Origin of the sequence: Streptomyces sp. NPDC018833 (genome assembly GCF_044390825.1) — a bacterium.
GTDB lineage: Bacteria > Actinomycetota > Actinomycetes > Streptomycetales > Streptomycetaceae > Streptomyces.
The window spans coordinates 20,284-32,838 of record NZ_JBIRZM010000014.1; the positions used below are offsets into that span (position 1 = coordinate 20,284).

General features: G+C 68.9%; 12 protein-coding genes and 1 pseudogene. 9 read left to right on the top strand and 4 right to left on the bottom strand.

Features of this window, described 5'->3' with window-relative positions; translation table 11 throughout:
* Nucleotides 1–54: 54 nt before the first annotated feature.
* A pseudogene (locus tag ACH5AF_RS25415) lies at nucleotides 55–387 on the top strand (DUF3533 domain-containing protein); the annotation flags it as partial.
* 263 nt (nucleotides 388–650) lie between these two features.
* Here the strand turns inward: ACH5AF_RS25415 and ACH5AF_RS25420 are convergent.
* Nucleotides 651–1,472 (bottom strand): SDR family NAD(P)-dependent oxidoreductase, encoded by an 822-nt coding sequence (locus ACH5AF_RS25420; protein ID WP_398904511.1) that lies wholly within the window; start codon nucleotides 1,470–1,472, stop codon nucleotides 651–653.
* Nucleotides 1,473–1,672: 200 nt separating this feature from the next.
* Here ACH5AF_RS25420 and ACH5AF_RS25425 point away from each other — a divergent pair, with 200 nt between their 5' ends.
* Nucleotides 1,673–1,921 carry a hypothetical protein gene (locus ACH5AF_RS25425; RefSeq protein ID WP_398904513.1) on the top strand — a complete coding sequence of 83 codons (249 nt, stop codon included), beginning with the start codon at nucleotides 1,673–1,675 and terminating at the stop codon, nucleotides 1,919–1,921.
* 211 nt (nucleotides 1,922–2,132) lie between these two features.
* Here ACH5AF_RS25425 and ACH5AF_RS25430 read toward each other — a convergent pair whose 3' ends face one another.
* The gene (locus tag ACH5AF_RS25430; RefSeq protein ID WP_398904515.1) at nucleotides 2,133–2,594 is read right to left on the bottom strand and encodes a MarR family winged helix-turn-helix transcriptional regulator; all 462 of its coding nucleotides are present in this window, start codon (nucleotides 2,592–2,594) and stop codon (nucleotides 2,133–2,135) included.
* 94 nt (nucleotides 2,595–2,688) lie between these two features.
* Between ACH5AF_RS25430 and ACH5AF_RS25435 the strand changes: the two genes are divergently transcribed.
* From ACH5AF_RS25435 to ACH5AF_RS25445, 3 genes are all read left to right on the top strand, one after another.
* Nucleotides 2,689–3,060 carry a VOC family protein gene (locus ACH5AF_RS25435; RefSeq protein WP_398904517.1) on the top strand — a complete coding sequence of 124 codons (372 nt, stop codon included), beginning with the start codon at nucleotides 2,689–2,691 and terminating at the stop codon, nucleotides 3,058–3,060.
* 2 nt (nucleotides 3,061–3,062) lie between these two features.
* Complete coding sequence (locus ACH5AF_RS25440; protein WP_398904519.1) at nucleotides 3,063–4,058, top strand: DNA-3-methyladenine glycosylase family protein; 996 nt, start codon at nucleotides 3,063–3,065, stop codon at nucleotides 4,056–4,058.
* Between the two features lie 144 nt (nucleotides 4,059–4,202).
* On the top strand, nucleotides 4,203–4,760 hold the full coding sequence (locus ACH5AF_RS25445; protein ID WP_398904521.1) for a SigE family RNA polymerase sigma factor: 558 nt from the start codon (nucleotides 4,203–4,205) through the stop codon (nucleotides 4,758–4,760).
* 78 nt (nucleotides 4,761–4,838) lie between these two features.
* Here the strand turns inward: ACH5AF_RS25445 and ACH5AF_RS25450 are convergent, their stop codons facing one another.
* Nucleotides 4,839–5,843, bottom strand: coding sequence for a DMT family transporter (locus tag ACH5AF_RS25450; RefSeq protein ID WP_398904523.1), 1,005 nt, complete (start codon nucleotides 5,841–5,843; stop codon nucleotides 4,839–4,841).
* A gap of 147 nt (nucleotides 5,844–5,990) precedes the next feature.
* Here ACH5AF_RS25450 and ACH5AF_RS25455 point away from each other — a divergent pair, with 147 nt between their 5' ends.
* Nucleotides 5,991–6,443: an Lrp/AsnC family transcriptional regulator gene (locus tag ACH5AF_RS25455; RefSeq protein WP_398904525.1), complete on the top strand. Its 453-nt coding sequence runs from the start codon at nucleotides 5,991–5,993 to the stop codon at nucleotides 6,441–6,443.
* Between the two features lie 594 nt (nucleotides 6,444–7,037).
* Here ACH5AF_RS25455 and ggt read toward each other — a convergent pair.
* Nucleotides 7,038–8,876: a gamma-glutamyltransferase gene (ggt, locus tag ACH5AF_RS25460; protein WP_398904527.1), complete on the bottom strand. Its 1,839-nt coding sequence runs from the start codon at nucleotides 8,874–8,876 to the stop codon at nucleotides 7,038–7,040.
* A 350-nt stretch (nucleotides 8,877–9,226) separates the two neighbouring features.
* On the opposite strand from ggt, the gene ACH5AF_RS25465 reads away from it, so the two are divergent.
* The 3 genes from ACH5AF_RS25465 (at nucleotide 9,227) to glpK (ending at nucleotide 12,529) form a co-directional block, all read left to right on the top strand.
* On the top strand, nucleotides 9,227–9,589 hold the full coding sequence (locus tag ACH5AF_RS25465; protein WP_398904529.1) for a hypothetical protein: 363 nt from the start codon (nucleotides 9,227–9,229) through the stop codon (nucleotides 9,587–9,589).
* Between the two features lie 520 nt (nucleotides 9,590–10,109).
* Nucleotides 10,110–10,955, top strand: coding sequence for an MIP/aquaporin family protein (locus ACH5AF_RS25470; protein WP_398904531.1), 846 nt, complete (start codon nucleotides 10,110–10,112; stop codon nucleotides 10,953–10,955).
* A 56-nt stretch (nucleotides 10,956–11,011) separates the two neighbouring features.
* Nucleotides 11,012–12,529: a glycerol kinase GlpK gene (gene glpK / locus ACH5AF_RS25475; protein ID WP_398904532.1), complete on the top strand. Its 1,518-nt coding sequence runs from the start codon at nucleotides 11,012–11,014 to the stop codon at nucleotides 12,527–12,529.
* The last annotated feature ends 26 nt before the right edge of the window (nucleotides 12,530–12,555 follow it).

The following is a 12,555-nucleotide window of genomic DNA, read 5'->3' on the forward strand; positions in this document are numbered from 1 at the left end:
ATTGCCCAGACGGCACAGGCACACTACGGGCCGCACAGGAGCTTCCCCGGCTGGATCAAGGACGCGGTCAGCGTGCGGGCCGTGCTTCCGGTCCTCGGAGTGCTGGCGTTCCAGCTCGGCTTCATCACGTCGTACGTCAGCGCCCTCCGCCGAAGCCGTACAGGATCCCGCTGGCGGTCACCTCACCCGACACCCAGGTCGCCGACGAGGCCCTGTCGCCTCGCCCGGCCGCCCGGCGACCCCCGCCCGGCGACCCCCTTGAACCGCGCACCGTCGGCGACGAGACAACGGCCCGGCGGCAGATCACGGAGCGGGAGGTCGACGGGGCGCTCGTCATGGACCCACGGGGCCACCACCGACCGGCTGCTCGTCGCAGGTGGCGGAGGAGGATTGCGGGGCTTCCCGCCGCGCGAACCGGGTAGCGGGCAGCCGGATCTCGGCCTCGCAGAAACTGCCACTCTGGCCCCGGGAGTTCATCGATCAAGCACATCGTCGAGCCCGGCACCGGCCTTCCAGGACACCAAGCTGCATGCGATGGACCGCCGCTGACGTGGCCGACACCGCTGCGGCTCCTGGCTCGGAACCCAGGAGCAAGTAACCCGGCGGTAACCGCGGGAGGTTCGCCCAGGCCAAGCGAAAGCTGAGCAAAGCTAAGAGATCCATGCGCTGGTCAGGGCCTGCACGGCCGAGCCGTCGCCGTCCGTGAGCTTCACGGCGGTGAACGCGCGAGCGGCGTCCGAGGTCTGTACCCGGAAGGCTGGCTGCTCGGCCTCCAGCAGCTCGACGATCGGTGCCGCCGCGCCCTGCGGCGTCTGCGCGGCAGCGAAGGCGTCGCGGGTGCGGGCCAAATAGGCGGCCAGCGCGGGCGCATACGGGCCCGCCTGCTCCACCACGGTGTCACGGCCGGCCACGTTGCTGACGAACTCGCTGGCCACCGCGCCCGGCTCGACCACGCTGACCGCCACGCCGACCGTCGCCGCGACCGGGGCGAGCGACTCCATGAAGCCTTCGACCGCGAACTTGGCCGCGCAGTACGCCTCGTTGAACGGCTGGCCGACCACGCCACCCACGCTGGTCACGGTCACCACGCGACCCTTGCTCGCACGCAGCATGGGCAGCGCCGCCTTGGTGACGTGCAGGACGCCGAAGAAGTTCACCTCCATGACGGCGCGCACGTCCTCGAGACGCTCCTGCTCGAGCGTGCCAAGGTGGCCGGCGCCGGCGTTGTTGACCAGCGCGTCCAGACGGTCGAGGTCGGCCAGGGAGGCTGTGACAGAGGCCGGGTCGGTCACATCCAGCGCGCGGACCTCGACGCTCACCCCGGCCGCCTCCGCCGCCGCCAGCAGCGGGCCGGACTTGGTGGTGTCGCGCATGGTGGCGACGACGCGCCAGCCGCTCTGTGCGGCGGCGACTGCGGCGGCGAGGCCGATGCCGGAGGAGGTGCCGGTGATCAGGACGGTCTTGATGCTCATCTTCAGCCTTTACTTATGAAGCATAACTACGATGACGCATAACCATGGATCGCCATATTTCAGCTGTCAAGCACGTCGGTAACCTCGTCTCATGCCCACGTCATCGGACGAGCTGACCAGGGACCGGGCCGGCCGCGCCGGCCGATGAGCTGACCGCCGCCGACCTGCAGCAGGTCTTCGACACCGACATCTTCGGGACCGTGCGCCCCACCCGCTGGTACGTCTTCGACAGCCCCGCCGCCGCGCTCGACTACATCGAGTCGGTTGCGGCGAAGTCCGGCCACGTCGCCTTCCTGGACAAGCTCTGGACGGTCAGCGAGGACGCCAACTCGGTCTTCTCACAGGCCAACGGCGACGCCCTGTCCAGCGCGGAGAAGCTCGTCTACAACGACGTCCACACCTTCCGCATCGACGTCGCCGATGGCCAGATCGTGAAGGTCTGGGAATAGGCAAACCCGGTCGCCTACGCCAACCCGGCCTCACCGACTCCGAGGCCGAGGCCGAAGCGGCCGCACGGGCCAGCTGACCTGCCAGTCTGTCGATCAGCGAACTCAGCCGCAGGAGCGCCGCCGGGAACCGCAAAGGTCTCCGGGGGCGCCCTGGGATGCCGTCCCGGCCGGCCACGTCACAGCCGCTGGTCTTCGCCGAGGAGCCGGGCGGTCAGTATTCGAGGGCATCGGTCATGGTGTCGAGGTCGGCCAGAAGGGCCGTCAGCCGCCGCACGGGAATGCTCTTGATCATGCGTTCCTCGATGGCGTAGACGGTGCTGCGGGCCGCGTGCAGGCGCTGCTGTCCAGCCGGGGTGAGGTGGACGGGCAGGGCGCGGCCGTGGTCGGTGGTGGTCGGCCGGGTGATGAGGCCGGCGTCTTTGAGGCCGCGCAGGACGACGTTGGCCGACTGCCGGGTGACGAATGTGCCGCGGGCCAGGTCAGCGTTGGACAGGCCGGGCTGTTCGTCCAGGAGTTCCAGGCAGGAGTACTGCGGGACGGTGAGGTCGTGCTCGCGCAAGGCCTTGTCCATGGCGCTGCGCAGGGCCGCTGAGGCGCGTTTGAGGCGGTATCCCACGTGCTCGGTGACGTCCTTGGCTGGGTGGGGCGAGGGCACGGGCGCACGGTCTTCCATGTCAGCATTTTGACATACGCGAGGGTCGGCGCCTACCGTCAGGCATGTCAAAGTCCTGACATTGAAGTCCTGGCAGATCTCCCCTGGAGCAACTATGTCCGCCACCGTCGAAGGTCCCGATTTCCTCGCTCTGCAGGTCAAGGACGTGCCCGCCGCGGCCGCTTTCTTCGAGGAGCGCCTCGGGCTGCGCCGGGCCCCCGCCACACCGCCCCATGCGGTCGTTTTCGCCACCAGCCCGATCCCGTTCGCCGTCCGCGAGCCGCTGCCGGGCGTCGACCTGGACGGCGCCGCGCGTCCCGGTCTGGGCGTGGCGCTGTGGCTGCGCACCGCGGACGCCAGCGCGCTGCGCGAGCAGCTTGTGGCGGCGGGCACGGAAGACGTCACCCCGTTGCAGGACAGTCCGTTCGGGCCGATGTTCTCCTTCACCGGGCCCGAGGGGTTCCGGCTCACCGTGCACGGAGGCTGACCGTGAGCGCCGTCGTCCTCACCTCCCGCGGCCCGTTCTCCCTCGTGGCGAGCCTGCGCTTCCTGGAAGGGTTCACCCCCGCCCGTTACGAGGGAGGCTACGACCGGGTACTCCGGCTGGCGTTCCCCTCGGACGACGGCCGCTTCACCGTCACCGCCGCCGTGCAACAGGAGCAGCCCCCGGAAGGCACCGGCGCGGTCCACGCCGAGATCACTCTCCACGCGTCCACTGTCCCGGGCGCCACTGTGTCGCCCGCCGACGGCGACTGCTGGAAGACGGCCGCCGCCGGCGTTGCCCGCGTTCTCTCCCTGGACGTGGATGGCACCCGCTTCCCGGCCCTGGCATCCGCCGACCCTGTTGTGGCGGCGCTGATGCAGGAGTTTCCCGGGCTGCGGCCGGTGTGCTTCAACTCCCCCTACGAGGCGGCGGCGTGGGCGGTCATCGGCCACAGGGTCCGCATGAGCCACGCCGCCGCCGTCAAAGCCCTCCTCGCCGAGCGGCACGGGCACCGCGTCGAGGTCGCCGGGCAGGAGCTGTTCGCCTTCCCCGCCCCGCACGTCCTGCGGACGGTCAGGAGCTTTCCCGGCCTGACCGAGGTGAAGCTCCAGCGGCTGCAAGCCGTGGCCGACGCTGCTGCTGCCGGTGAACTCGACGCCGCCCGTCTGCGTGCCCTGCCGGCCCAGGACGCCCTCGCCGCGCTGCAGAAACTGCCAGGCATCGGCCCGTTCTCCGCCGAACTCATCCTCATCCGCGGCACCGGGTACCCCGACCTCTTCCCCAGCCACGAGCCCCGGCTGCACGCGGCCATGACCACCGCTTACGGCCTTGAGGGCCAGGCTGCCGGTGTCCCGGCGCTGGTGCGCGTCGCCGAGCGGTGGAAGCCCTACCGCAGCTGGATCGCCCTCCTGCTACGCGCACACGCCGACGCGAACATCACACCGGCGCGCGGCAGACAGACGGATACGCAGCGCGACCGGGTCCACCTTGCACCGCGGTGAGGCCGGTACGAGGGGGCCGGGCCTCGATCCGAGTGGCCGGCACGGCTCGTAGGAAATTCTCCCTGTCGAGGCAACTCGATGCGGGACCCACCTGTTGACCGGATCTGAAGGACACAAGTACTGCACAGGCACGATGGCGGGGGCATGGCCGGCGCTCGAGGCAACAACGGTGGCGCACCGGACTTCGAGGAGTTCGTGCAAGCGCGCGGGCCGCGTCTGCTGCGCGTGGCGTGGCTGCTGACCGCGGACGCGCACCTGGCCGGGGACCTGCTGCAGACCGCGCTGGCGAAGGTCTGGCCCAAGTGGCGCCAGATCGCCGCGGAACACGCGGAAGCCTGCGTCCGTAAGACGATCGTCAACACGCACGCCTCATGGTGGCACCGCCGCTGGCGCAGCGAAGTTCCGCACGGCGAGCTCCCCGACCGGCCCGCGATCAGCGACCCCTTCACCGGTGTGGATCAGGAACAGGCCCTGGTGACCGCCGTACGGCAGCTGCCCGCGCGGCAGCGCGCGGTGCTGGTGCTGCGCTACTTCGAGGACTTGTCCGTCGAGGAGACCGTCGGCATCCTGTGCTGTCGGCCGATCCGTGCGCGCGAAGCCGGCGCCTGTGCCGATGTCGCCCGCCGCGTGCACCGCTCCGGCACCGCCCGCTCATCAGCAGACAGCAGCAACGGTTCCAGCCTCGGGCCGACGTGGAGCTGACGCACCAGCAGCACAACTCAGGCAACCACTAAGGATCAGCTACTGGCGCAGGACACCAGCGGCTACCGACCCCGTCGATCACCGCATGCGCGGTCGGTGCAGCCGCTTCGGCTCGTCGGGCACGGGCCCCACCTCCGCCGCAGTCCGAGCGGTCGCAGTCCCGGAAGGCTCGCTTCCCCCCGCGTCCGGCTTCGCCGTGGCTCCCCGCTCGATCATGCCCAGCGCCACCCCGACGATGATGATCACGCCGCCCGTCACCTGGGCGAGCCGGACCGACTCCCCGTTGATCACGACGGCGCCGATGACGCCGAAGACCGGGACCAGGTTGAGGATGTTGACCGCGACGCTCGACGCCATCCTGTGCAGGCCGTAGTTGTAGAGCAGGAAGCCGCCGACCGAGCACGCCACGGCCAGGTAGACCAGCAACGATGAGGTGGTCGCGCCCGGCATCCGCCAGTCGTCGGACTCCAGCAGGGACGCGAGCAGGAAGCCGGCCGCGCCCGCCAGGGTCTGGTAGTAGGTGACGCTCACGGCGTCCTGGCCGGCGCTCGCGCGCTTGCCGAGCAGGTTGTAGCCCGCCCAGGCCAGCCCGCCGAGCAGCAGCAGAATGTCCCCCAGCCAGCGCGAACTGCCGCCGACCTCGGCCCCGTTGCGTACGACGAGGGAGGCGCCGACGGTGGCCAGCAGCACGCCCGTCACCCTCACCAGCGGCATCCGGGTGCGGAAGACCACCAGTTCCACCAGCATCGTCATCAGCGGGTACGTGGCCACGATCAGCGACGCGTCGGATGCCGTGGACAGGTCGACGCCGACGTTCTCCAGGATGAAGTACGCGGTGATGCCGAGGAACCCGCTCAGGTAGAGCTGCCACCGCTGCCGCGGGTCCGGCCGGGCCGGGCGGTGCCGGCTCAGCCGTACCATCACGCCCAGTAGCAACGCCGCAAGGGTGAACCTGATGGCGCCGATACTGAGCGGGCCGACATCCTCCAGCACCTGCTTGGTCACCGCGTACGAACTGCTCCAGAACAGCGCGGCCGCCATGACCGCACACACCGCCCACATCGCGGGTCCTCGGTCACGCATATCAAGTCGCCCCTCTCCACTACCCACTGCCGCCGACCACACCGTGACCGAACGAACGTCAGTCAACTAGGCTGGAGGCTAACAAGATCATCGAAGGTGATGCGAATAGTCCGAATTACCTTCGGAATTCGGCGGGGTGAGGCAAGCATGGACGAACTTGATTCGGCGTTGGTGCGGATGCTCCAGGAGGACGGTCGGCGCACCAACCGGGACATGGCCCAGGAACTCGGCATCGCCCCGTCCACGTGCCTGGAGCGAATCCGGTCGCTGCGCAGGAGCGGCATCCTGACGGGATTTCACGCGGAGGCAGACCTCGCGGCGATCGGCCGCGGGCTGCAGGCGGTGATCGCCGTACGGGTCCGCCCGCCGACACGTGCGGTGATCGAGGCCTTCCAGACCTTCCTGGAGAGGATGCCCGAGGTCATCTCGATCTTCGTCCTCACCGGGAACGACGACTTCCTCGTGCACGTCGCCGTCCGTGACACCGACCATCTGCACGCAGTGGTCCTGGACAAGCTGACGAAGCGCCCGGAACTCGCCGACGTACGAACGTCGGTGGTCTACGGGCACATGCGCAAGAAGGTCATCGGTCCGGCGTGACACCGGCGCGGACCCCGCTCGCGGCGGGGTCACCGGGCCGACCGCGATGGTCGCGCCGGATCGCGGCGTACGGCTCGACCTTCGACAGCTGCCGCGCGACCAGCACCTTTCACCAGGAGCGTCCCGATGCTGCGCAGGCAAGAGACCCCGCGCCTCCCAAACTCATCAACACCACGAGTCCGTGGAAGGGGGTCGCAAGCCGCGAAACGTCATCAACGTCCAGCTCCCCGACGTCCCGCACCCCCAAATCGTCTCAGCCCCCGCCCTGCGTCTGCTGACCTGCACCGCAACAACCCTCGGCAGCCTTCGGCCGACTGTTCCCAGGACCCGGGAGCGAGCACCGGGCGGATGAACGGCCACAGCGGCCGGCCTCGGCACCGCGGGCCAGGAAGACGACACGCTGGCATCCTTCCCCAGTCGCGGCGCGAACCGGGTGCGGCCGGCCGGCCGGCCGTGGCCAAGGAATCATGTCAACCTTCCCCGACGAGAACTGCGCGACTCTGAACGGCACGAGCATGGCCGCAGGCGCGAATTGCGGGATCGCCGGTCCGCAGGCCGATGTCCTGCAGACCGGCATCCGCTGACCAGTGGCGGTCAGTAGTTCTTGTGGAGAACCATCGCGGACCCGCCACCGCGGCGTGTGCTTTCCGCTACGGCCTGAATGTTGCCGTCATCGAGGAATTCCAGCGCCGCGACTGCTCCGATCTCCGGCGCCGGGGTGAATGTCTGACCGGCGAGCACGAACTTGTGACCGAGCCTTTCCAGTTCACCCTTCTCCGGGGAGTCGAGGAAGCCTGGCTCGAACTCGGTAGTGGCGCGGTTGCGTTGGGAGAGGCGAGGCGCGGCCACCGCTTCCGGCAGGGTCATGCCCAGGTCCAAGCGGTTGATGAGGGTCTGGAGGACTGTGGTGATGATCGTGGCGCCGCCTGGTGAGCCGACCGCAAGCAGCGGTTCACCATCCCTCAGGACGATGGTAGGCGACATGCTGCTGCGTGGGCGCTTGCCGGGTCCGGGAAGGTTCGGGCCGTCCACTTCGCCGGAGTAGGGGGTGAAGTCGAAGTCCGTCAACTCGTTGTTGAGCAAGAACCCACGGCCGGGCACGGTGATGGCGGAGCCGCCGGTCTGCTCGATGGTAAGGGTGTACGAGACGACGTTGCCCCAGCGGTCGGCGGTCACCAGATGAGTGGTGGAGGGGCCTTCGTAGGGTTCGGCGCTTCCGGTTCCCGCGGTGCAGGCGGATCCGGCGCCGCGCGGGTCGGCCGGGGCCAATGGACTGAACAGCGCCGACTCCTCACTGATGAGGCAAGCCCGGTCCTTGGCGAACTCCTTGGAGAGCAACTCATCTGTGGGAACGTCGGAGAACGCCGGGTCTCCCACCCACCGGTTGCGGTCGGCGAAGGCGATACGACTGGCCTCCAGGTAGTGGTGAAGCGCCTGGGTACGGTCGGTCGTCGTCGCCGCAGAGAGGGCAAAGTTCTCCAGGATGTTCAAAGCCTCGCCGACGGTGGTGCCACCTGAGGAAACGGGCGCCATGGAGTAGACGTCCAGGCCCCGGTAGGTGGTGTGCGTCGGCGCGCGGCGCACGGTCTTGTAGCCCGCGATGTCACGGTCCTCCATGAGCCCGGGGCGCACGCGCGTATCCGAGCCTGGTGCCACGGGTGGGTGTTGGACCGTATCGACTATCTCGCGGGCCATCGCGCCGCCGTAGAAACCGGCGAGACCATCCTTGGCGAGTAGGCGGTAGGTGCTCGCCAGGCCGGGATTACGGAAGCGTGAGCCCACACGGGGCAGCTCGCCGCCCGGCAGGAACAAGTCCGACGTGGAGGAGAAGTCCCGGAAGCGGTCCTCGTTCATGGCTGTCTGCGCCCGGAACTCCGCGTTCACGACGAAACCCTCGTCAGCGAGCCGGGTGCCGGGAGCCAGCGTCCGGCTCAGAGGCATCGTGCCCCAGGCGTCCAGAGCGTCCTCCCAGGTGGCAGGCGTCCCCGGCACGCCCACGGAGAGACCGGAGTTGACGGCTTCCTTGAAGGGGATCGGCCGGCCCGTGGCAGGGTCGATGAACGAGTCCCGCTGCATTCGGCCCGGCGCGGTCTCCCGCCCGTCGATGGTGTGGACCTTGCCGGACCTCGCGTCGTAGTACGTGAGGAACCCACCGCCCCCCACGCCCGCCGAGTAGGGCTCGACCACGCCGAGTGCGGCGGCGGTCGCCACGGCGGCGTCAACGGCGTTACCGCCCTGCCGCAGCATCTCGAGGCCGGCCCGGGAGGCGTACGGGTTCACACTGGCGACCGCTCCGCCGCTGCCAGTTGCGACCGGCGCCTTCGCCGGGGGCTGCTGCGCCGGTGCGGCTTCGACCGGTGACTGTGGGGACAGCAGGAACGGAACGGTCAGGGCCACCAGGAGAGCAGCACAGGCACGGCTACGTATGGGCATGAAGCCTCCGGATCAAGGGGTTTGCCTGCTCGGGGGGTGGCGGAATGGAGCTGACACTGACAGCGAGGCTGTGCCACGACAACGCTTGCCCGGAAGATTTGCGCTAGATCTGAGGTTGTGGGCCAGCCTGGAGAGCGGCGTGGGTGTCGCCGCCTGTTGAATGCGAGACCTTGGAGCAGGAGTTCGTGGATCAGTTCTCGCTGGCCGACGTAAGGCTGTCGTTCCTGAACGAGAATCAGGGGGTCTACTGCCTGGCCGTCCGGCTGGACGGTTCCGACGACCGCCCGTGCTGCTGTCCTGGGACGGTGCGCAGCCGAACACGTGGCTCCCCCATGCCGACACTTCTCCCAGTGGGTCTACACGCGCGTGTGGGACTTCGCGCCGTTGCGCAGCGCCAGGGCGCTGGAGCCGACGCGCAGCAGGTCACGGCAGCCGACCTGGCGGCCCTGGCCCGGCTGCTCGAGGCACGTCCGGTGACGGCGGTGGGCACCGAGGAGTGGCGACGGTTCGCCGGCCCCGGTGACAACCAGCGCCTCCTCCTCATATTCACCGCCGGGTGCGGCTGGAGTGTCCACTTCTGGGCGTCCACCGGTGATCTTCTGGTCGATCTGGTAACCACCGTGCGGTCCGTCCTCTCCATCGGTGACTTGCGTAGCCCGTCCTTTGAGCCCGACGACACGGTCAAGCGCGCCATGGAGCGGCTGAGAGTCTGAGGGGCCTGTCCTCGCGCACGCCCCACCCGGCTTCATCTCCGTGGCACCCGTCCGGCGGCTGAGGAGCCGGACGGTTCATGGGAGGCCGCGGACTTCGGGCGTGCTGGTCTTCCCTCGACACGGAAGAGCGGCAGTGCTGCGAACGTGCCCGTCAGATGTACCCGGGAGGCGTTCTGGGCGCTGTAGGAGGGGTGGAGGCGGGACAGGTCGATGTCTGATTGCCGCCAGCGTGGTCCGCTCGATCACCCACCGCTTCGGCAGCGGCTCGAACCCCGCCGTGAGTCCGGCGGGTCTTGTCGCGTAACAGGTCGTGGACCTGCTGGGACCGCCATGCGCTTGCGCGCCCAGAACTGCTCGGTGGTGCAGTGGAGCCCCGGACGAAGCTGGTCGCTGCCGTGATCGGCAGCCGGGTGAAGCGCTTTCGCGCGCGGACTTCCGCAGAACCACTTACGATGATTCGTGGATCACTCGGGGGCCGAGCGACGGGCCGGTCGAGAGAGCCGGCAGGAAGCAGGCTCACATGGCTGAGCGGCTCAGAAGGCTGGGGTTGATCGGCGAGATGTCGGCCGAGTTCCTCGGCACCATGATTCTCATCCTCTTCGGTTGCGGCGTGGTTGCCCAAGTGGCTGCGGGCGGAGCGCTCACGGACCCCGCGGGCGGCCTCGGAGACCACGACAGCATCGCCTGGGCATGGGGCCTCGGCGTCACCCTGGGCGTCTATGTGGCAGCACGGCTGAGTGGTGCGCACATCAATCCCGCGGTGACACTGGCCCTTGCCGCGTTCAAGGGCTTCCCGTGGAGCAAGGTGGCGCCCTACGCGCTGGCCCAGACGGCGGGTGCCTTCGTGGCGGCGCTGCTGGTGCGGTGGAACTACACGGAGGCGCTGGCGAAGGCGGACCCCGGCCACACCATAAAGACGCAAGGCGTCTTCTCGACGCTGCCGGCCAACGGCAACACGAATCTGCCGGTGTACGAGTGGGGCGCGTTCCGGGACCAGGTCATCGGCACCGCGATCCTGCTGCTGCTGGTCATGGCGGTTACCGACCTGCTGAACACGCCCCCCGGCGCCAATCTGGCACCGTTCATCATCGGCCTGATCGTCGTGGCCATCGGTATGGCCTGGGGCACCAATGCGGGCTACGCGATCAACCCGGCCCGTGACTTCGGTCCGAGGCTGGCGAGCTTCCTCACCGGATACGGCGGAGCGTGGCGAGATCAGTACGGGAACTTCTACTTCTGGGTGCCGATCGTCGGACCGCTGATCGGCGGTCTCCTCGGCGCCTTCATCTACAAGTTCTTCGTCGGCCGGTTCCTGCCGACCGCGGAGCCGGAGCCGCCCGGACGAGTTCCCACCCCCGAGGGTTGACCGGCCTCGCGTGAGGCCGCCAACTCCAGTCCATCCAGGAGAAGAGGCGAAATGCCATGGCGGACTTCGTCGGCGCGGTGGACCAAGGAACCACCAGCACCCGGTTCATGATCTTCGACCACGTCGGCAACGAGGTGGCGAGGCACCAGCTGGAGCACGCCCAGATACTGCCGCGGTCGGGTTGGGTCGAACACGACCCGGTGGAGATCTGGGAACGCACCAACTCGGTAATCCAGAACGCGCTCCGGCACGGGAACCTGTCGCCGGACGACCTGGCGGCGATCGGCATCACCAACCAGCGGGAGACGACCGTCGTCTGGGACCCCCGCAACGGCCGCCCGTACTACAACGCCATCGTCTGGCAGGACACCCGCACCGACTCCATCGCGGCCGCCCTTGAGCGTTCGGGCCAGGGCGAGGTGATCCGCCGCAAGGCGGGACTGCCGCCGGCGACATACTTCTCGGCCGGCAAGATCCAGTGGATCCTGGAGAACGTCGACGGTGTCCGCGAGGCCGCGGACCAGGGCCACGCCCTGTTCGGAAACACCGACGCGTGGGTGCTGTGGAACCTCACGGGCGGGCCCGAGGGCGGCATCCACGCCACCGACGTGACCAACGCCAGCCGCACCATGCTGATGAACCTCGAAACCCTCGACTGGGACGACGAGTTGCTCGGGTTCTTCGACATCCCGCGGTCCATGCTGCCCACCATCAACCCGTCCTCCCACCGGGAGGCGTTCGGCGTGACCCGCACCTCCCGACCGCTGCGAGCCGCCATTCCCATCACGGGGGTCCTCGGCGACCAGCAGGCGGCAACCGTCGGGCAGGTCTGCTACGCACCGGGCGAGGCCAAGAACACCTACGGCACCGGCAACTTCCTGGTGCTGAACACCGGCACCGAACTGGTCCGCTCCGAACACGGCCTTCTGACCACCGTGGCATACCAGTTCGGCGACAGCCCCGCGATCTACGCCCTCGAGGGTTCCATGGCGGTCACCGGGTCCGCGGTGCAATGGCTGCGCGACCAGCTGAAGATCATCACTGACGCCGCCGACAGCGAGCGTCTGGCCGGCACGGTCGAGGACAACGGCGGCATCTATTTCGTCCCCGCCTTCTCGGGCCTGTTCGCTCCGTACTGGCGTTCCGACGCCCGCGGCGCGATCGTCGGTCTCGCCCGGTACAACGATGGCGGCCACTTGGCGCGGGCCACTCTGGAGGCCATCTGCTACCAGAGCCGCGACGTGGTGGAGGCCATGGAGCAGGATTCTGGCGTCCACCTGGACGTACTCAGGGTCGACGGCGGTGTGACGGCCAACGACCTGTGCATGCAGATCCAGGCGGACGTCCTCGGCGTACCGGTCAGCCGGCCCGTCGTCGCCGAGACGACCGCGCTGGGTGCCGCGTACGCGGCCGGTCTTGCCACGGGGTTCTGGCGGGACACGGATGAACTGCGTACCCATTGGCAGGAATCCAAACGCTGGGAGCCCCAATGGTCCGAGGAGCAGCGCGCGGAGGGATACGCGGGCTGGAAGAAGGCGGTGGAGCGAACGCTCGACTGGGCCAAGGTGGAATAGACCCGCCGGCTCATGGCGGGGTCGCA

What these genes read in the sequence shown, in the direction of transcription:
- ggt (WP_398904527.1), bottom strand. Translation starts at nt 8,876, where the DNA reads ATGCCCATACGTAGCCGTGCCTGTGCTGCTCTCCTGGTGGCCCTGACC.
- glpK (WP_398904532.1), top strand. Translation starts at nt 11,012, where the DNA reads ATGGCGGACTTCGTCGGCGCGGTGGACCAAGGAACCACCAGCACCCGG.
- ACH5AF_RS25420 (WP_398904511.1), bottom strand. Translation starts at nt 1,472, where the DNA reads ATGAGCATCAAGACCGTCCTGATCACCGGCACCTCCTCCGGCATCGGC.
- ACH5AF_RS25445 (WP_398904521.1), top strand. Translation starts at nt 4,203, where the DNA reads ATGGCCGGCGCTCGAGGCAACAACGGTGGCGCACCGGACTTCGAGGAG.
- ACH5AF_RS25455 (WP_398904525.1), top strand. Translation starts at nt 5,991, where the DNA reads ATGGACGAACTTGATTCGGCGTTGGTGCGGATGCTCCAGGAGGACGGT.
- ACH5AF_RS25470 (WP_398904531.1), top strand. Translation starts at nt 10,110, where the DNA reads ATGGCTGAGCGGCTCAGAAGGCTGGGGTTGATCGGCGAGATGTCGGCC.
- ACH5AF_RS25435 (WP_398904517.1), top strand. Translation starts at nt 2,689, where the DNA reads ATGTCCGCCACCGTCGAAGGTCCCGATTTCCTCGCTCTGCAGGTCAAG.
- ACH5AF_RS25450 (WP_398904523.1), bottom strand. Translation starts at nt 5,843, where the DNA reads ATGCGTGACCGAGGACCCGCGATGTGGGCGGTGTGTGCGGTCATGGCG.
- ACH5AF_RS25430 (WP_398904515.1), bottom strand. Translation starts at nt 2,594, where the DNA reads ATGGAAGACCGTGCGCCCGTGCCCTCGCCCCACCCAGCCAAGGACGTC.